This is a genomic window from Kosakonia sp. (assembly GCF_032052965.1).
Taxonomy (GTDB): domain Bacteria; phylum Pseudomonadota; class Gammaproteobacteria; order Enterobacterales; family Enterobacteriaceae; genus Kosakonia.
In genome coordinates this window covers 404,470-424,769 of the sequence record NZ_DAMBVN010000001.1, presented here as the reverse complement: position 1 = coordinate 424,769, position 20,300 = coordinate 404,470, and the positions used below count along the sequence as shown (strand labels likewise).

Here is a 20,300-nt window from a genome sequence, read left to right as displayed (position 1 = left end):
ATGGCTCCTAAAGCGGTAAAAACCAGATCACACTGACAGTCCCTTCACGGAATTTGGCGTTTCCGCCCCCGTGCCCCGGATATCGCGTCCCGGCATAGTTGCTGTACTGCACCGAAAACGAACCGGGTTTGTAGGTGGCATAACCAAAACTGTAGCTAAAGTCGCCATTCCACGGTTGCTGCTGACTGCTGTCCGGGAACCAGAATGCCGTAGCCCGGACGAAAAAATGCTGTTTCAGGGTGTAGCCACAGCCACCGAGCATGACATTTTTGTTTTCGCGCACGCTGTCGCTGTGCAGATCGTAATAACGCGGCACCCAGCTGTAGCCCAGCTGACAGGTGAGCGCATCGTCTTTATTGATCAGCAGCTTTTTCTCCAGCGGCTTCGGCAGCGAAAACTTATACGCCAGCGTTACCGCGCCCTGCTCAAAGTAGGTGTGGCGTTTATTACCCGTGGTCCAGATATGGTTATCGCCGTAGTTACCGTAAACCAGGCTAAACGTGTTGGGATGCCAGTCGTCATAGCCAAAGCTGTAACGAAAATCGGTGGTATAGCGGCTGGTGTCCCTCATCGGCAGCCGTGTGATCACATTGGCGAACCAGAAGCTGTACGGGGAGTATTGCAGGCTCAGATTGAGTGTCTGGTTATATTTCTTTTTCTGCGAAGCCGATTCTGAACTGTTCGGAATGGTGACGAGCTGCTGTTTCAGCCCCGAGTTAAAGCTCACTGTGCCGGTAAATTTTTTGTTGTTCCCGGCAAAGAGTCGCCCCCAACGGCTGTTCATCCCTCCTGCCGGGATCTGTTCCGCACTGTCATGCTGTGCAACATCACTGGGCTGATCTTTCCCCCAGGCCGGCGTCAGCAAGAGCACCATCGACGCCAGTAACACTTTTTCCCGCATTGCGTATTCCCTCAATTGGGTATCCAGCGCCCGGCGACATTATATTTTGCCATTAGCCATAACACCCCCAGTGCCGCTGCATGAATCAGGGTGTTGGTCAGCCATGCCTGGCGCCATAAATCGAAGGTGACAAACTGGCTGACGATCAGCACCACGTACACATGCAAAATAAAGGTATAAAGCGAGTGCTGGCCCAGCGGAATAAAGAACCACCCCGCAGCACGGTAAAGGGGCGTCCAGCAGCGGGTCAGCACCAGGTAGACGGTCACCATCAGGCTGATATCGTTCAGCACCCTCACCGGCCCAAGGCCATTTTTTGCCGCCCAGGTGTGATAGAAGGCATTAAAATGTTCCGGGGTGATCACCTGCAGCAAAAATACCGGCGGGATAAACGGGTTCGTGTGATTCTGCGCAACAAAGCCCAGCACCAGCGCCACGATCACCAGTGCCGCCACCAGGCATTTACCCGGCCCGGTGCGCGCCAGCGACAGCAACTCCTCTTTGTACCAGCCACAGCTCATGCCTATTACATAAATAAACTGCCAGGCCATTAACGGGAAGGCGAATTCAAACTCCGAGACCGTAACGCGCAGCGGCCAGATTTGCCACGCGCAATACACCGCCAGCGAGGCGGCAAGTAACCAAATAATTTTGCCCTTCATCAACAGGCCAAGAAACAGCGGGCTGAGCAACAGAAGGAAAATATATAGTCCGAGGATCTGCGTCTGATGTGGGCCAATCTGCAAAAAGAGCACGATATTAAACCATGTCTCACGAATTTGCGGGCTTGTGGGAAATAAAGACCATGCGTTACCAGAATAACGGTCGGTAAAATGCGTAACTTCAAAAGTGTTAATAAAATGGAGGTGCGACAGCAACAAAATTGAAAGTATGATGATGATATTAACCTGATATATTTTCCAGGCGCGTCGCCATAATCCCCATGAAATCGTCAATAACACCGCTTTCTGTAATCGGTTGCGGTTCAGCATGCCAATCATAAACCCGGAAAGAATCACAAAGCCTTCGGCCCCGGTGGTTAAGCCAAAACGCTCCCAGGTAAATATATTCAATACGGACATAATTTCCGTATGTGCGACCACCATCATCACCAGAGCCACCCCACGCATCATATCAATACGCAGATCGCGGCGGTCGACTGAGACATAGTGCCACGTTGTTTTTTTTCGGGTTTCTGGCACAACAGCAGGCGCAGACTGGCTTATCTCCATAGCGTAACGTTGCCCTGAAAAGCGTTGATGAGGTTTATATTTTAATAGCTTAGTTCAGCCCGTTCGGCAAAGAGAAAGGACGCTATAGCACTATAAAAATATATTCTTAAGCCATATGCAGCGTTTTTTCACCTTCACTTAAAGGAAAGTGTAGTCATTCTTGAAAGTTACAAGCGGGGTTCTACAATGACTTTAAAAGGTTTTTTTCGGCTATCAGAACTTCCCTGGCTTTATCTTTACAGCGCCTATTATTCGAATGTGAATAATTAACAGATCAGGATATCTGCCGTTATGGGTTTTTATTTTTCGAAATTTGAAGATCGTCGACCGCCGGAACCACTGACCACGCCACGCTGGGTGAAAATAACGTGGCAAATATTGGCTATTGCCGCGCTGGTACTCGGCGCAAACTATATTCGCTGGCGCTGGACAGAATCGCTGAATATGGATGCGTTATGGTATGCCATTCCGTTGATCGTTGCAGAAACACTGGCCTGGATTGGCACGGTGCTGTTTACCATCAATCTCTGGCAGGATAAGGACCCGCCGCAAAAAGCCCCGCCTGCTGATATTAACGACTGCCACCACGCGGAAGACGCCGTGGAGTCGAGGCCCGTGAAAGTCGACCTGTTTATTGCGACTTACTCCGAAGATGTGGAACTGGTCCGTTTGTCGATCCGCGATGCGCTGAAAATGGCTTATCCCTGCCCGCTGGATTACCGCATTCATGTGCTGGACGATGGACGGCGGCCCGAAATGAAAGCCGTCTGTGAGGAGGAAGGCGTTAACTACATCACCCGGCAAAACAATATGGGTTACAAAGCCGGAAACCTGCGTAATGGTCTGGAACAGACCGACGGCGACTTTGTGGTGATTTGCGATGCCGATACCCGTGTTTTTCCGACGCTGTTAAGCCACACACTGGGCTATTTTCGCGATCCGGATGTTGCCTGGGTGCAAACCCCGCAGTGGTTTTTCGATTTACCGGAAGGCGAACGCCTGCCGCGCTGGTTGGCAAGAAAAACCGGGAAAGCCGGTTTCGGGCTGGGCTGGGTGCTGGAAAAGGTCTGCGGCCCGGTGACCATCGGGCGTGATCCCTTTTTCAACGATCCGCGCATGTTTTACGATGTGATCCTGCGTCGTCGCAACTGGGCGAATGCGGCCTTTTGCTGCGGCGCCGCGTCTATTCATCGCCGCGAAGCCGTGATGCAGGCCGCGTTACGCAGCTATGTGTGGAATGTGGATGCCGAGATCGAACGCCATACCCGTGATATCCGTGACCCCGGCATGCGTGAAGCCCTGCAGGATGCGATGCGCCCACATGTGCTCTACGACACCGAGCTAACGCCGTATAAATTCCACGTATCTGAAGATATCTACACGTCGATTGTGCTGCACGGGGACGATGCGCGCCGCTGGCGTTCAGTGATGCATCCCCGTATTGAGTCCAAGATGTTATCGCCGCAGGATATGCTGACCTGGATGATCCAGCGGTTTAAGTATGCCGCCGGATCGCTGGATATTCTGTTCCATGACAACATTTTTTCCCGTCGCCGTTTTAAACTCTCACTGCCACAGACGCTGATGTATGCCACGACTTTCTGGTCCTATCTGGCCTGTGTCTGGAACACCGTCTTCCTGATCTCGCCAATCATTTACCTGTTTACCGGCATTCCGCCGGTGTCTGCGTGGTCAACGCCGTTTTACCTGCATTTTTTACCGTTTTTTATCGTCTCTGAGCTGGCGTTTATGTTTGGCACCTGGGGAATATCCGCCTGGGATGGACGGGCCTCTTACCTTGCTTTCTTCTCAATGAATTTGCGGGCGCTGGATACGGTGCTGCGTGGCGAGCAGATCAAGTTCCATGTCACGCCCAAGGAGCGGCAAACGGGTCGTTTTCTTTACCTGGTTAAACCGCAAATTGCCATTGTCGCGCTGACGCTGCTCGGCCTGCTGTGGGGCGGCATTCAGGTCGCGCGTGGACAGGTGGATGATCCCTCTGGCTATGTGATCAATATTTTCTGGGGCGGCGTGAACATCGCCGCCATGCTCCCGCTGATCCTCGCGGCCATGTGGACACCGCCTGATGAGGAGTCGCCGCAATGAAAATGCGCGATGCATTGCTGAATGCCCGCAGCTATATCACTATCCTGCTCGGTTTTTTACTGGGCTTCGCCATTGTGGTGTGGGTAGAGCGCCAGATGCCGACCCGGGTGGAGAGCAGCACAGGGATGGTGCTGAGCAAAGCGTTTCCGCCGCTGCCGGCGCCACGGGAATTAACATTTAATGAAGCCGTCTGGGCGCGCGTCGCCTGGCAATATTACGTGAATAACACCCAGCCTAATGGCCTGGCCAATGCGCGTGATGGTGAACCCTGGTTCAGTTTGTGGAGCACCGGCAGTTACCTTTTCGCCGCCATGGCTGCCCGGCAACTGGACATTATCACCGTTGATGAGTTTGACGAACGCGTGACCGCCGCGCTGTTCAGCCTCGGGCGATTACCGCTTAACCCGCAGGGCATCCCGGCCAGTTATTACCACGCAGATACGTTAAAAATCCTCGGGCACGCTGACAGCTCCGCCATCGGCATGGGTAGGTTGCTGATGGCACTGCAAAACCTGTTATGGCGCTACCCGCAGCACAGCGCTGAAATTCGCGATCTGTTCACCCTCTGGAACGCCAGCGCGCTGGTAACAAGCGGAGAAACCACGCGCGCCTCATTGCCGGTGCATCACTGGACGCTTGCCACCGACGAACCGCGAAACAGCTACGGTTACCGACTCTACGCCAGCAATACGCTGCGCCTGATTGGTGGCGAAGCGGGACTGGCGGTCACCAATCCCCCGGAAGGCCAGACGATGATCGATATCGACGGCATTATGGTTCCTGACGAAGGGTTACGCACCCCGTGGGGACGACAGCCGTCGCTCATCAGCCTGCCGTATCTGCTTACCGGGCTGGAGACGGGTTTTGATGCGCAAAGCGGTGAAATTGCCTGGCGCATTATGCAGATCCAGCAGCGTCGCAATAGCCTGCGCGTACGCAAACCGCCGATCAGTACCGATTACGCTGAACCCGCACCGGATTACGTGAACACTCTGCCGGACAGCCAGCCAGAGAACCGCCCCGGCAGCAGTACCGCGCCGCCGGAACAGAGCGCTATCACCTCCACGCGTTCAGCATTTGCCTGGTATGCCCTGTTCCGCAACCCGTGGAGTGAAGCCCTGCGTGAACAGGTGGTCACGCTTCAGGTTCCCGGAAAGGGATGGCAGCGCGGTCTCAACCTCAATAACAGTGTGAATAACGTGATCGATGCGGATACCAACGCCGTCGTTCTGGAGAGTCTTTCGTTTATCGCGCACGGGCAGATGCTGTGCCTTGGCTGTATGACTGGCCCTGTCCGCACAACCCCAGCAGGAGCAACACCATGAAGTTGAAATGTTTGACGCTTTTTCGCCGCTGGGCTGGCATTGTCGCGCTCTGGCTGGTGGTAACCGGCGCACAGGCCGCATCAGGATTGCCAGCATCTGACTATCCGGCTCGTCACGGGGATCTGACGAAACAGGAGATGCAGATCGCGAAAAACGCGTGGCAGTACTTTGTTGCCAACTATCAACCCACTACCGGGCTGGTGAATGCGGTGAACAAGTACCCCTCCACCACAATGTGGGACAGCGCCTCTTATCTGGCGGCGCTGACGGCGGCGCGGGAACTGGGGATCATCGATAAAGCCGAATTTGATCGGCGGTTCATTAAGTTTCTTGCCACCCTCAATACCATTCAGTTATTCCGCAATGAGCTGCCAAACAAAGCCTATAACACCATTACGGCACAGAAAGTGGACTACCTGAACAAACCCGGCGAGATTGGCTACTCGGCGCTGGATATTGGCCGTATGCTGATGTGGCTGAAAATCATCAAAGAACGCTACCCGGAATATGGCAACGGCATTGATAACGTGGTGCTGCGCTGGGATTTCAGCCATGTGATTGACGGGTGCGGCACGCTGTATGGTTCCTACCTGGAAAACGGTCAGCCGAAATATGTGCAGGAAGGACGACTGGGTTACGAAGAATATGCCTCGGCAGGGTACCAGTTATGGGGGTTCAACACCTGCCAGGCCAGCCGCCCGCAACCCTATGACCTGGCAGATATTTACTGCGTGCTGGTGCCCTATGACTCACGCGACTCGCGCAAAACCTTCCAGCATAACTATGTGGTGACCGAATCCTACCTGCTGTACGGGCTGGAAATGGGTTTTGACAAAGCCAGCGACCACAGCAATGACAATAACTTCTCGCACCCGTGGATGAAAAACTTCGCCGACAGGGTCTATCAGGCGCAGGAGAACCGCTACACCATTACCGGTGTGCTCACCGCCCGCTCTGAGCATCAGCTCGATAAAGCCCCTTACTTTGTCTATGACACCGTATTCAGCGACGGCTTTAACTGGAACACCATTACCGATAAAGGCCAGTACGTACCGGAAACGTCTGCAGTCTCCCTGAAAGCGGCGCTGGGAATGTGGGTGCTGTGGGACTCGCCCTACACCGATCGCCTGCTAAAAGCCATCGAGAACGCCAACGAAGAAGGCAAAGGCTACTACGAGGGGCTGTACGAAAACGGCAGCGGGCCAATTAAAGAGTTCACCGCCAATAATAACGGCATCATGCTGGAAGCCCTGATGTTTAAAAAACAGGGCAAACTGCTGCGCTTTAACACCGAAAACCCGAAAGACACCGCGTTTGCGCCATCGTTATGGGAGAAAAAGCTGGTCGATCTGTTTGAAGAGAACAACACCAAACGCAACCGCCCTTTCCTCGCTGCAACGCCCGGGGTAAAAAGCTGGTGTGAGCAGACCGGCACCGCGCTGCGTACCCCATCAAGTTGCCAGGCATGCCAGTGCGCATCCTGTAAAGAAGATGAGCCTGTGAAATTACCTCCGGTGGCGGCCTCATGCTTAAAACAGTAAGTCGCAAAGGGGGGGTTGCGCTGCTGTGCCTTTTCATCGCAGCGCTGACGCTGTTTGCGCTGTGGCGAAATGATGGCGCGGGCTGGCGCTGGCTAACCAAAGGTGGGTGGAACACCACTGCGCGTATTACGCCCCTGACGCCGCAGGAGCGTGAATGGGCGCAAGTTGCCTGGCGCTATTTCGTTAATAATACCCAGCCGCAAACCGGGCTGGTTAACGGCAGCGACACGCAGCCCCGTGCCACGCTATGGCAAATGGGCGATACGCTGATTGCCCTGCTGGCGGCACGGGAACTGGCGCTTATCGACGAGGAAACGTTCGATCACCGCCTGACGCAGATCCTCGGCACGCTGAACCGGCTGGCGCTCTCCGACACCCGCACGCCAGGCCGTCTCTACTCCACGCAGAATGCCACGCTGGTGGATTTTGCCGGCAATCCACAACGCAACGGCTGGTCAGCACGGGATATGGCGCGACTGCTGTTGGCGTTAAGACTGGTCAGCGAATGGGCACCGCAGTATCAGGAGTATCTCGACAAGATTGTGCTGCGCTGGAATTTTTGCCCGGTGATCGATACGCACGGCGAACTGTGGTCCTCCTCCCTCCAGAATGGCGCCCCGGTACTGCGCGAAGAGTTAAGACTGGGCGAAAGTGAATATGCAGCCAGCGCCTTTCGTTTGTGGGGCTTTGCGCCGGAAAAAGCGCTCGCACCGCCCTCGCGCAATGTCATTATTTACCGTCGCGCGCTGGCAGTCGACGCCCGCGACCCGCGCACCACCTGGCAACCCTCCACCCTCTCCACCCTGCCTTACATGCTGCCGGGGCTGGAGTTTGGCTGGCAACTGCCAGGGGTGGAGAGCGAGGTCCGCAATGCGATCCGTGATCGCGCCAGGCTGGTATGGCAAACCCAGCAAACCCGCTGGGAACAGGAGAAAGTCCTCACTGCGCGCGCCGATTATGCCCTGACACAGGCCCCGTGGCATGTTGAAGACACCGTTTGGGGCAACGGTTACGCCTGGAACACACTCGGCGCGGACGGCAAGTACTATCCACGGCTGGCGCAGGTTTCCACCAAAGCGGTGTTTGCTCTGTGGGTACTGTGGGATGATCCCTTTACCGATGCCCTGATGCGGGTAACACAACGTGCGAACGATCCACAACGCGGCTGGTACGAAGGCCGGGTCGAAGCCACTGGCGATGTTAACCGCACAGTGACCCTGTCCACCAACGCGATGATCCTCGAAACGCTGTTCTACAAGGCTCATGGCGGCCCACTGTTTCAGCACGGGATTATCGAAAACGACAGCTACTTCACCCTGCGGGCAACCGATGTCTTCAACGCACCGGGACTCTGCTTACCCGGCGAACCCCGGATGGAGAAGAAAAAATGAAATTTTATCGCGATCTCTTTGAGGCCAGCCTGAGCCGGGTTTTCCCTCAGGATGATAAGAAGCCGTTTTTTAACGCCTTTTATCAGGCATTCGTCACCATGTCGCCGGAAACCGAGCGCCATTTCTTACTCGGCAACGCCGAACAGGGCCGCCAGCTCATCTTTAAAAGTTTTTTTGCCATGCTGGCCGTCGATGGCTCGCTATTTGTCCCCGATTTTCTGGAAAAACTGGCACGCGACCAAAGCGACAGCGGCTTGCACCTGCCGCCCCGCTTCTTCGCCCTCTGGCGGCAGGCCATGCTCGACACGGTACGGCAGCGCGACCCACAGTGCGATGAGGAGATCCTTACCGCCTGGGCAATGGCTATCGCCCCCGGGCTAGAGTATCTGCGACGGCAGGCGGAATTGCACTATCAGGCCGGGGCACAATCATGACCTCCGCCTCCCGGATCGACATCAACCTGCTCCCCGTCGCGGTGATGCTGTATGACGCCGACGAAAAACTGGTGGCATGGAATGAGAAAATCGCCGCGTTTTACCCGGCGATAGCGCCACATTTACGCTCAGGCACCACCCTGGAGGCGCTGGCGGGACACTTTATCGATAGCGCGTTCAATACTGAACCGGCGCGACGCCAGGCGCTGAAAGAGACGGTGCTCGGTAACTGCCGGCTCGACAATCACTACGAAGTCCGGGTCACCGGGGAGCAGCGACTGTTTGTTCAGCACCGCCGACTGCCCGATGGCGGCATTATCAGCCTGCACACGGATATTTCACACTTTGATATGGCGCAGCGCTCGCGCCAGGATCTGCACGCCGATTTTTTACTGGCTGCCGAATCCATTCATATTGGTATCTGGGACTGGCAGGTCTCACCGGATCTTTTACAAGTCAGCGACACGCTATTATCGCTGGTGGGCCAGCCACGTGAAAACTGGCAATACAGCGCCAGCAGCATGTTGCAACGGGTGCACCCCGACGATCGCCCCAGGCTAATGAAGGCCGTCCTGCGCTCACGGGCGCACCATTTCCCGGTGTTTGAGTGTGAAATCCGTATTCGCCATCCACAGGATGCGTGGCGCTGGATGCTGTTATCCGGCCAGGTGACGACCCTGAGTCTGAACGGTGCAATGGAACGGGTTATTGGCACCTTGCAGGACATTAACCGCCGCAAAGAAGCCGAACTGATTGCCATTGAAGCCGCGAATGCCGCTCGCCAGGCCAATGAGGCGAAAAGCGCGTTCCTGGCGAATATGAGCCATGAGATCCGCACGCCCATGAACGGCATACTGGGCATGACGCAACTCTGCCTTGAAACGCAACTCAATACCGAACAGCGCGAATACCTGACGCTGGTAATGAGTTCCGCCCAGGCACTGCTGCACATCATTAATGACATTCTCGACTTTTCGAAAATTGAAGCCGGGAAAATCCTCCTCAATGACGAAGCGCTGGAGATCCGCCCTTTTATTCAGTCATTGATCCGCCCGCATATGCCTGCCGCCAGCGAGAAAGGGGTTGAACTGCTGGTCGATATTGCCCCCACGTTACCGGACGTCGTACGGGTGGATAGCATCCGTTTGCGCCAGATCCTCACCAACCTGATCAGCAATGCGCTGAAATTTACTCACCAGGGTGAAGTGTTGCTCAGCATCGAACCCACAGACGCAGGCCGGAGCTGGCGTTTTCGGGTACGCGACAGCGGTATTGGTATTCCGCCGGAGAAACAAAAACTGATTTTCGAAGCTTTCAGCCAGGCAGACAGCTCCACCACGCGCCGTTACGGTGGAACCGGGCTGGGGCTGACCATCTCCTCCAGACTGGTGGCGATGATGGGCGGCAACCTGACCGTTAGCAGCACGCCGGGTGCCGGGAGCGAGTTTGCTTTCACTCTGCCGCTGGAAGGCTTACCTGAAAACGAGATGACGGCTACAGAAGCGCTGAAATTTCACGGGGAGCGGGTGTTAGTCGTTGATGACAACGGCACCAATCTGCGTTTGCTGGAGGCCAAGCTGACCAGCATGGGCCTGACGCCCGTTTGTATTAATAAACCGCTGGAAGCGCTGGCGCTGGCGGCGCAAAGCCCGCCTTTCCCGCTCATTCTGCTGGATGCGCAAATGCCGGATATGGATGGCATCTCGTTGGCGCTGGAGCTGTCAGTGCTACCCGAAGCCAGCCATAGCCGCATTATCATGCTCAGTTCGATGAACCGCCACTTCGACAGAAATATGCTCAAGCGTATTGGCATTTCTCACTACCTGCACAAGCCGGTGGATCACAGTGAGTTACACCAGGCCATCGCGTCGTTGCTGCACCCGGTCGTCTCCGTACCTGCTGCCCGCACGGTTATCGACACGCCTGCTTACCCCAGCGTGCCGCATCAGGCGCTGCGCATTTTGCTGGCGGAAGACAACCTGGTAAACCAGAAACTGGCGAACCGGTTGCTGGAGCAGCTCGGCCACCATTGTCATATCGTCGATGACGGCAGCGCCGCGCTCGCCTGCTGGCATGAAAGCCACTGGGATGTGATCCTGATGGATCTGCAAATGCCAGGCATGGACGGTGAAACCGCCATTCGCCTGCTGCGCGACGAGGAACACCAGCGCGGCTTAACACCGCAACGGGTCGTGGCGATGACCGCCCATGCCATGCAGGGTGACAAAGAGCGCTGCCTGGCGCTGGGTTTTGATGGCTATATCGCAAAACCCGTCACCCGCGACGCGCTGGCCGCCGAATTGAACCGCGTTGCCGGTGAGCCCCCAGCCCCGCCTGCGGATTTGATTGATGGGCTACCGGAGGAGACCGCGCTGTTACAGCAACTGGGCGGCGATCAGCAATTTATGAACGAACTGCTCACCATTTTTGGCAGCGGGCTGTTGAGTCTCTCGCAGTGTATTGAGCAGGCGGTCAGCAGCCGGGATCGCGAAGCCCTGCGCCGCGACGCGCATAAACTGCGGGGCGAAGCGATTGCGCTGGGGTTTACCCGCCTGAGTGAAGTGCTGCAGGAACTGGAAACGCAGGCGCAGAGTCTGGATGAACCGGCACTCGCCACTCTGTTAAGCCAGTTTCTACAGGAGCGCCAGCGCGCAGCCGGCTGGCTGCAACATCGGGAGGAGATCTCATGAAAGGTTACGTTGTCACGTTGTTATTCGCCTTTTCGGCCCTTGCCGGGGCGACACCCACGCCGGTGAGCTGGTCACTGGCTGGCAACTGGCGGGTGCATGACGCCAACGATGGCACGTTTAATGGCGACACGGACCGCACCACCGACTGGCGCACGCTTGCCGTTCCGGCCAACTGGTACAGCGCCGGGTATGATCACCAGGGGGCAATGTGGTATCGCCATGAATTCACCCTGCCCGCGCTTGAAGCAGATACGCTGGCAACGCTGGTGTTTGATGGGGTGGATTATTACGCCGACGTTTCCCTGAATGGTCAGCACCTGACACGCCACGAAGGGTATTTCCAGCGCTTCGCGGTCGATGTTACGGACAGCGTGCGTCACCGTAACCATCTGGCTGTGCGCGTCGACAGCCCGTTTGAAGATCCGAAAACCCTCTGGCCTTTGCATAAGGCCCTGATAAAAGGTGTGCTTAACCAGCATGATACCCGGCCGGGCGGCGCATGGTCGCCACAGGGCCAGGATGCGAACTCTGGCGGCATCTGGGCACCGGTGCGCCTGCATCTGAGCCGGGGTGCGGTCATCGATGAAGTGATTTTGCGCCCGGACTGGCAAAACGGGCTGCAAAAACCGGCGTTACGTGCCGAAATCCGCTACCGGACAAAAAGCACCCGTCCCGCCACGCTGCGGTTGAAAGCCGATCCCGCGAATTTCTACGGGCAATCATACCAACTGGAACAGCCCGTGACGCTGGAAGCCAGTAATGGCAAAACCCAGAGCCTCACGGTCACGCTGCCCATGGACGGCGCCAGACTCTGGTGGCCGGCAAGCCTGGGTAAGGCAAATTTATACCAGGTGCGTGCCCGGCTGACCGACAACGAAGGCGTGATGGACAGTGCCAACCGCCGCACCGGGCTGCGCAAAGTGGATGAGCAGCCGGACAACAAGGGCTGGCTAATCAACGATAAGCGGCTGTTTATTAAAGGCACTAATTACATTGGCTCCCCATGGCTCAGCAGCATGACGGCCGAGAAATACCGCCGCGACCTGCGTCTGGTGCTGGCCATGAACGCGAATGCGATCCGCGTTCATGGCCATGTGGCGAACCGTGAACTCTACCAGGTCGCCGATGAGCTGGGACTGATGCTGTGGCAGGATGTGCCATTGCAATGGGGCTATGATGACAGCGCCGCCTTTACCGACAACGCGGTGCGGCAAACCCGCGAAATGGTAGAACAGTTCGGCAATGCGCCCTCCATTATTGTGTGGGGTGGGCATAACGAACCCCCGTGGAACTCACCGTGGATGGAGAAGCGTTTCCCCGACTGGCATAAGGGGTTGAATCGAACACTGACGGAACGGGTAGCGGATACGCTGGCAGAAGACAATACGCGGATCGTTCATCGTTTTTCTGCGGTGGAAGAACATTACTGGCAGGGCTGGTATTTTGGCGTCATGCGTGACCTGCTGGCACCGGCGAAAACCGGCATCATTACGGAATTCGGCGCGCAGGCGCTTCCGCAACTCGCCACACTTGAAAAAATCATTCCACCTGCGTCACGCTGGCCCGCGACCACCGCGGCCGACGATCCCGGCTGGGTTATCTGGAAGTACCATAATTTTCAGCCTTTCCAGACGTTTAAGTTCGCCCATATCCCGCGCGGCAATACAATGGAAGAGTTTATTCACAATACTCAGCACTACCAGGCACAACTGGTGGCAATGGCGGCAGAGAGTTACCGTCGCCAGCGTTACCAGCCGGTCACCGCCTTGTTCCAGTTTATGTTTGTTGAAACCTGGCCTTCCATCAACTGGGGGGTAGTGGATTACCTGCGCCAGCCAAAAGAAGGCTACTACGCCCTGCAAAAGGCCTATCAGCCGTTGCTCCCCTCAATTGAACCTGTGAGCGCTGAGTGGCGAAGCGGGCAACCCGCGACCCTGCGCCTGTGGGCAATTAACGACACCGAAACCCCCTGCACCGACTGCACGCTGAAATGGCAGGTTACGCAGCAGGATCAGACGCTGGTGGCGGAGCAAAAGCAGCTTACCGTGGAGGCTGACAGTGGGGTAACGGTCGCCGAGGTGTCCGCCACGCCCCAGGGCGCAGGAGACGTTGAAGTGACCTATCAGATTATCGACGCGCAAGGGAAAGTACGCGGAGAAAATACGTGGCAAACCCCGGTGGTCACCCCGCAACAGTGACAGGCAACGCGCCAGGCCACCAGGCCTGGCGCGCCTCCATTTACGGACGGCGGAACAGCGCGATGCTGCGCCCTTCCAGTTCAAAATCCTTCTCTTTGGTGATAACAATTCCGCGTTTTGCCGTATCGGCGGTGGTTAACTCCAGCACCCAGCCACCTTCGCCAAACTGCGGAATGCGGAAGGGAACGGTGCCTTCGAAGGGGTTAAACAACATCAGCACGTCGTGCCAGATGCCCGGTTCAGTTTGCAGGTCTGGCCGGCCAATATAGACGCCCAGTGTGGTGCCTTCATCCCACTGTTCCGGTAGCTGCTCGCCACCGCCCGCGTTGTACCAGCGGATCACCATGCCATCGCGCCAGTTTTCCCGGCGCAGCAGCGGTTGCGATGCGCGCAACGCAATCAACTGGCGGGTAAACGCCATCAACTGTTCACCCTGCCCTTGCAGCGCATCCCAGTTGATCCACGAGATCTCATTGTCCTGGCAGTAACCGTTGTTATTACCCTGCTGGCTACGGCCGAATTCATCTCCGGCCAGCAGCATCGGGCTACCGTGGGAAAAGAGCAGCGTGGCGAGGAAGTTACGTTTTTGCCGCTCGCGCACCGTATTGATGCCTTCATCGTCGGTGACGCCTTCAGCACCATAGTTGTAAGAGCGGTTGTCATTGTGACCGTCGTTATTGTCCTCGCCGTTGGCGTCGTTGTGTTTCTCGTTGTACGACACCAGGTCATTCAGTGTAAAACCGTCATGCGCGGTGATGAAGTTGACGCTCGCCCACGGGCGACGCCCGCGCTGATCGTATAAATCGCCGGAGCCGAGCAAACGGGCAGCAAAATCGGTCGAGACGTTATCGCCCTTCCAGTATTCCCGCAGCGTGTCACGGTATTTGTCGTTCCACTCCGCCCAGCCAGGCGGAAAACCGCCGACCTGATAACCGCCAGGGCCGATATCCCAGGGTTCACCAATCAGTTTCAGCTTCGACAGTACCGGATCCTGCGTCATTGCATCAAAAAAGCCGCCGCGCTGGTCGAACCCTTCCGGCTCGCGGCCAAGGATCGTACCCAGGTCGAAGCGAAAGCCGTCGACATGCATGGATTCGGCCCAGTAACGCAGAGAATCCATCACCATTTGCAATACGCGCGGATGGGAGGTGTTGACGGTATTGCCCGTGCCGGTGTCATTGATGTAGTAGCGATGCTGATCCGGCAACGTGCGGTAGTACGAGAAATTATCGATGCCTTTAAACGACAGAGTTGGCCCCAGTTCATTGCCTTCCGCTGTGTGGTTGTAAACCACATCGAGGATCACCTCGATACCGGCGTCATGATACGCCCGCACCATATCGCGGAAACCCTGAATACCCCGCGGCCCGTAATAACGTGTGGCCGGCGCAAAAAAGCCGAGCGTGTTATACCCCCAGAAATTGCGCAGGCCTTTGTCGAGCAGGTGCTGGTCGTCCGGGAACCAGTGCACGGGCAACAGTTCCACCGAAGTGATGCCGAGGCTTTTGATGTAATTTACCGAAGCGGCGTGCCCCATCCCCTCAAATGTGCCACGCAGTTCTGGCGGCACAGCAGGGTTAAGCTGGGTAAAGCCTTTTACATGGGTTTCGTAGAACACCGCGTGTGGCCAGGCGATGGCGGGCCGCCCTTGATCCTGCCAGTCAAAGGCCTGCGGATCGATGACCCGACACTTAGGGGTAAACGGCGCGCTGTCCTGCTCGTCAAAGGTCAAATCTTTATCTTCGTGCCCCAGATCGTAAGCGTAATGCGCAGCATTCCACGCGATATCGCCCACAATCTCACGCGCATACGGGTCGAGCAGAAGTTTGTTTGGGTTAAAACGATGCCCATTTTCCGGATCAAATGGACCGTGCACCCGGTAGCCATAGAGTGCGCCAGGCTGCAGACCAGGCACATAGCCATGCCAGATCTCATGCGTATTTTCCGGCAGATCCAGGCGGGCTATCTCCTCTTTTCCGCTGGGATCGTACAAACAGAGTTCCACACGCTGCGCGTGCGCTGAAAAAAGCGCGAAATTAACACCCTCGCCATCGAAATTAGCGCCGAGTTGCTGCCCTTGCCCTGCCGTAATATAAAAAAGTTTACCGTCAGACATAGATTCCTCTTTATCGCCTGTAATGCTGTACCAGACATAACGATTGCGAATCGCACCCTTTTCTTTTAAGCACTTACCAGTACTGCGAAGGTAAAACCACCGACAGATCGCAGCCGGACGTTATCCGTTAAAAAAATCGTCTCATCGCTTAGTATGTCCCGGTAATGACGATTCGCCAGTTCGGCAGGTAAACCAATGTTTGCCCCCGTCAGGCTGCCCTGCAGTGCGCCGAACAGCAAACGTGGCGCCAGCACAATCAGCGCGTCCCGGTCGTCAACGCGGGCGAAGGCGATAATATTGTCTGACTGCTCGCCCGAGGCATGCAGCGGCACATACGCCCCACGGCGAAACAGCGACGGCAGGCGCTGGCGTAAATGCAGCAGTCGATAGATAAAAAACTGCTTTAGCTGCCCGCTCGACCAGCCTTCCTGCGACTGGGGTTCTGCCTGCTCATCCGCCATCAACAACTGCTCCAACCCGGCGTAATCCGGCATCAGGCGGTTGTCGGGATCAACCAGGCTGAAATTGAGCGCTTCACTTCCCTGGTAAATATCCGGCACGCCAGGCGCCGTTAATTTGATGACCGTTTGCGTCAGGCTGTTGACCAACCCGGCGAGGATAAACGGCTGCAGGGAAGTGACAAAATCCTGCAAAAATGCACTGTTGTCCGGCGACAACAAATGGCGCGTGTAGTCGAGCACCGCCTGCTCGTAGGCATCGTTGGTGTCGATCCAGTCGGTACGCTGTTTCGCTTCGCGCAGCGCTTTTTCTACAAAAGCCACAAAGCGCTCTTCCAGCGCCTGCAAGCCTGCGACATCATCAGCCTGCAACTCAACCGGCCAGACACCTGCCAGTGCCTGATAAATCATCCATGCCACCGCTGGCCGGGGCGCGGGGCCATCATTAAGCAGGACCACTTTCGACTGGTTCATCTGTTGCCAGCGCGCCACGGCCTCCGCCCAGCGTTCAGGTGCTTCGGTGAGCGTATAGAGTCGCGCCCTTGCATCTTCTCCACGCTTGGTGTCGTGGGTCGACGTGCCCGACAGCGCATCCGGCTGGTGTTCAAGCCGCTGTTTCATCTCGGCATGGAAACGGTTAAGCGAAAAGGTACGGGGCAACGGCTCCGCGCCCACCTCGTTAAGCGCCAGATCCATGTTCTGGCGGAAAAACAGCGTATCTTCGACCGATTTGGCCATCAGCGGCCCGGTCAGCTGTTGAAAACGCGTGCGAAAACACGCCGCCTCACGCACCGCATTGTGTGCTATTTCACCCCGTAAAATGCGGGTAATAAAATCGAGCGCCTGCGCATCAGGGGCGTGCGGGCCGCGTTGAATGCTGGCGACCACCTTGCGCAGCAAGTCGTTGTCGGCGGCGGGCAGTCCCTGTTCAGTTCCATAGGTGCGATACACCGGAAAGGCGATCAGCAGCTCACGTAAGGCCTCATGCACCGCCTCATGCGGCGGCACCGGGATCTCGGTCAGGGCAATCGCCTGTGCCAGCGCCAGTAACGTGGTGAATTCACCGCGAAAATTGCGCTCCACCATCAGCAGCTTTGCCGCACGCAGTTCAGCGTGCATATCCACTTTTCGGCCCAGTTGCGCGTGCCAGGCATCGCGTAAGCGGTCAACTTTCTCATCGTCGACCAGCACATCGGACAGCGCAGCAATAAATTCATACCCGGTGGTGCCGGCCACCGGCCAGTCGGCAGGTAACTGTTCGCCTTTGCCGAGAATTTTTTCCACCGTCAGGTAGCAATCCGGGCCAACCTGCTGGCGCAGCCGCGTGAGATAGCCCTGCGGGTCGGCCAGCCCATCAATATGGTCTATACGTAAGCCATCTACTGCTCCGCTGTGGACCAGTTCAAGGATCAGCGCATGGGTATCTGCAAAAACGCGCTCATCCTCTACCCGTACCCCGACCAGCCCGGTGATTTCAAAAAAACGCCGGTACGAGAGCGCATTTGGGGCATCGCGCCAGCTCATCAGCCGCCAGGGTTGGCGATCGTGCAGTGCAGCCAGTTGCGCCTTGTCGTTCAGTCCCAAAATCGACTGCGCGTCACCCTGCCAGGTTCCTTCCGCCAGCGGATAAAAGTTGTCGTAGTAAGTGAGCGCAGGCTGGCCAGTCACCGGATCGGCCTGTACCGACAGTTCGCCGTTTTCCAGCACGGTAGCAAAATCATCACCCAGAAACGGCAGTGTCAGACGCTGTGACCAGTCGATGTCGAAGTGGTGGGCATAAGCGCTTTTTTCGCCGTGGGCAATGACGTCACGCCACCAGGCATTGTCCAGCGATGCAGCCATATGGTTCGGCACAATGTCCAGAATCAGCCCCAGTCCGGCGGCTTTTAAGGCCTGAACCATACGATCAAAACCTTCACGCCCGCCCAGCGTGGGATCGAGTTCATTGGCATCGGTCACATCGTAACCGTGCGTTGATCCGGGTGTCGCGGTGAATACTGGTGAGGCATAAAGATGGCTGATGCCCAACAATTTCAGATAGGGAACCAGCGCCGCCGCGCCATCAAAGGTCATGCCATTACGAAACTGTAAACGGTAAGTCGCGGTTGGCGTTTTCATTGTGCTTCTCCCTTTTCCAGACGTACCACAAACGCATTCGGCAGCAGCTCATGCTGTTCATCAGGCCAGGCCGCCAGCGTCTGGCCCGGCAGATCCGGCAGCGGTTGCGCCGTTTCGCCAATATTGAATGCCAGCGACAACGTGCCCTGCGGGAAGCGCCAGCGGACGGCCACATAGCCCGGCGCGGTCGCCAGCACGTCGCCGCTCTGCCCCTGCGCGCTGGCCAGCAGCGGCACCACATATTGTTGCCTCAGCGCCAGCCACTCACGGGTACGTGTTAGCCAGTCATGCCCTACGGGCTGGTGGAGTTTCTCCCAGTCCAGTTGCGAGCGGGTAAAGGTATCGAGGGCATTGGGATCGGGCACGGCTTCGTCGCTGTGCCCGGCATGCCCCTGAAACTCCTTCGCACGTCCTTCCCGCACTGCGCGGGCCAAATCGCCGTGAAAATCGGTAAAAAACAGGAAGGGGCGCGTCTCGCCATACTCTTCGCCCATAAACAGCAACGGAATGTGCGGCGAAAACAGCAACGCGGCGAGCAGAACGCGGGTCCGTGCCTCGCCCGCCAGCGTGATCAGCCTGTCGCCCTGCGCGCGGTTACCGGTCTGATCGTGGTTCTGGATAAAATCGACAAACGCCACTGGCGGCTGGTTACGGCTGTCGACGCCGCGGGATTTCCCGTTCGACGGGGCGACTTCGCCCTGGAAAGCAAAACCGCCGCTGAGCGCGCGAGCCAGCCAGACCTCGGGTTGATCGGCAAAATCCTGGTAATAGGCGTGGGTTTCGCCGGTTGCCATCACGTGAGCCGCATTATGCACATCATCGTTCCACTCGGCGGTAAACAACGGAACCGATCCGTCTGGCGCTCGCGGGTGCAGGTCAATGATATTGCGGCAATCTTCGGTGGTCAGATGGACGGGACGATCGGTAATGTGCTGGCGAATGCGGCGGGCAATTTCCTCCAGCACTGGCGGTTGCGCGCTGTCCTGAATCTGGTCGATAGCGTCAAAGCGCAGGCCGTCAAGGTGGAACTCGGTAAGCCAGTAGAGCGGCGCTTCAACGATATACCGCCGTACCGCATCCACATCATAGGCAATGCCCGCTCCCCAGGGCGTATGCCGTTCGGGGTGGAAAAAGTCCGGTGACAGCGTCGGCAAATAGTTGCCTTCCGGCCCGAAGTGGTTGAGCACAATGTCCAGCACCACTGAAAGCCCGTAACCGTGTGCCGCATCGATAAAGGCTTTAAAATCATCCGGCGTGCCATAGGCCGAATGCGGCGCATAGAGTAAGACGCAGTCATAACCCCAGCCACGATTGCCGCCAAACTGCGACACAGGCATCACTTCGATCATGGTAATGCCGAGTTCAGCGAGGTACGGCAGTTTCGCAATGGCAGAGCGAAATGTTCCCTGAGGCGTAAATGTGCCGATGTGCAGTTCGTAAATCACCGACGCTTCCCACGGACGGCCCTGCCAGTGGGCGTGTTGCCAGCGGTAATGTTCGGGATCAACCACCACAGAGGGGCCATTGACGTCGGAAGACTGCGCGCGGGACGCCGGATCGGCGATCGTTGTCCCGTCTTCAAGCATAAATTGATATTCCGTGCCTGCAGCGACATTATCGACAGTCAGATCAAACCAACCGTTTTCATTGCGCTGCATGGGATGTGTACCAGACGGTAACACCACGCTGACATGTTGTTGCCCACTGGCCCAGACCCGAAAACGTACGCTACCCCCGGCAACGTACTCCGCACCCCAGCTTTTACTGAATGATTTCGAGCCCATGCAATT

Annotated in this window: 12 protein-coding genes; 7 read left to right on the top strand and 5 right to left on the bottom strand. The window is 56.8% G+C overall.

Annotation, left to right across the window (positions count from 1 at the left end):
- Positions 1 to 7: 7 nt before the first annotated feature.
- Both RTX30_RS02030 and opgC read right to left on the bottom strand, forming a co-directional pair.
- Positions 8 to 901, bottom strand: coding sequence for a hypothetical protein (locus tag RTX30_RS02030; protein ID WP_312686308.1), 894 nt, complete (start codon positions 899 to 901; stop codon positions 8 to 10).
- Between the two features lie 11 nt (positions 902 to 912).
- Positions 913 to 2,133, bottom strand: coding sequence for an OpgC domain-containing protein (gene opgC / locus RTX30_RS02025; RefSeq protein WP_312686305.1), 1,221 nt, complete (start codon positions 2,131 to 2,133; stop codon positions 913 to 915).
- A 291-nt stretch (positions 2,134 to 2,424) separates the two neighbouring features.
- Between opgC and RTX30_RS02020 the strand changes: the two genes are divergently transcribed.
- The 7 genes from RTX30_RS02020 to RTX30_RS01990 are packed head-to-tail and all read left to right on the top strand — an operon-like array spanning position 2,425 to position 13,818.
- The gene (locus RTX30_RS02020) at positions 2,425 to 4,239 is read left to right on the top strand and encodes a glycosyltransferase (RefSeq protein ID WP_312686302.1); all 1,815 of its coding nucleotides are present in this window, start codon (positions 2,425 to 2,427) and stop codon (positions 4,237 to 4,239) included.
- Positions 4,236 to 5,564, top strand: a complete 1,329-nt coding sequence (locus RTX30_RS02015; protein WP_312686300.1) for a DUF3131 domain-containing protein — start codon at positions 4,236 to 4,238, stop codon at positions 5,562 to 5,564. The genes RTX30_RS02020 and RTX30_RS02015 overlap by 4 nt, the downstream gene beginning before the upstream one ends.
- On the top strand, positions 5,561 to 7,105 hold the full coding sequence (locus tag RTX30_RS02010) for a DUF3131 domain-containing protein (protein WP_312686298.1): 1,545 nt from the start codon (positions 5,561 to 5,563) through the stop codon (positions 7,103 to 7,105). Before RTX30_RS02015 ends, RTX30_RS02010 begins: the two co-directional genes overlap by 4 nt.
- Complete coding sequence (locus RTX30_RS02005; protein WP_312686297.1) at positions 7,090 to 8,496, top strand: DUF3131 domain-containing protein; 1,407 nt, start codon at positions 7,090 to 7,092, stop codon at positions 8,494 to 8,496. Before RTX30_RS02010 ends, RTX30_RS02005 begins: the two co-directional genes overlap by 16 nt.
- Positions 8,493 to 8,930, top strand: a complete 438-nt coding sequence (locus tag RTX30_RS02000; RefSeq protein ID WP_312686296.1) for a globin — start codon at positions 8,493 to 8,495, stop codon at positions 8,928 to 8,930. Before RTX30_RS02005 ends, RTX30_RS02000 begins: the two co-directional genes overlap by 4 nt.
- The gene (locus tag RTX30_RS01995) at positions 8,927 to 11,620 is read left to right on the top strand and encodes a response regulator (RefSeq protein WP_312686295.1); all 2,694 of its coding nucleotides are present in this window, start codon (positions 8,927 to 8,929) and stop codon (positions 11,618 to 11,620) included. The genes RTX30_RS02000 and RTX30_RS01995 overlap by 4 nt, the downstream gene beginning before the upstream one ends.
- A complete protein-coding gene (locus RTX30_RS01990) occupies positions 11,617 to 13,818 on the top strand; it encodes a glycosyl hydrolase 2 galactose-binding domain-containing protein (RefSeq protein WP_312686294.1) in 2,202 nt (733 codons plus the stop codon). Before RTX30_RS01995 ends, RTX30_RS01990 begins: the two co-directional genes overlap by 4 nt.
- Positions 13,819 to 13,858: 40 nt before the next feature.
- On the opposite strand, the gene glgX is transcribed toward RTX30_RS01990, so the two are convergent.
- From glgX to treZ, 3 genes are all read right to left on the bottom strand, one after another.
- Complete coding sequence (glgX, locus tag RTX30_RS01985; RefSeq protein WP_312686292.1) at positions 13,859 to 15,934, bottom strand: glycogen debranching protein GlgX; 2,076 nt, start codon at positions 15,932 to 15,934, stop codon at positions 13,859 to 13,861.
- Positions 15,935 to 15,999: 65 nt separating this feature from the next.
- Complete coding sequence (gene treY / locus RTX30_RS01980) at positions 16,000 to 18,510, bottom strand: malto-oligosyltrehalose synthase (RefSeq protein WP_312686290.1); 2,511 nt, start codon at positions 18,508 to 18,510, stop codon at positions 16,000 to 16,002.
- Positions 18,507 to 20,294: a malto-oligosyltrehalose trehalohydrolase gene (treZ, locus tag RTX30_RS01975; protein ID WP_312686289.1), complete on the bottom strand. Its 1,788-nt coding sequence runs from the start codon at positions 20,292 to 20,294 to the stop codon at positions 18,507 to 18,509. The genes treY and treZ overlap by 4 nt, the downstream gene beginning before the upstream one ends.
- Between the last annotated feature and the right edge of the window lie 6 nt (positions 20,295 to 20,300).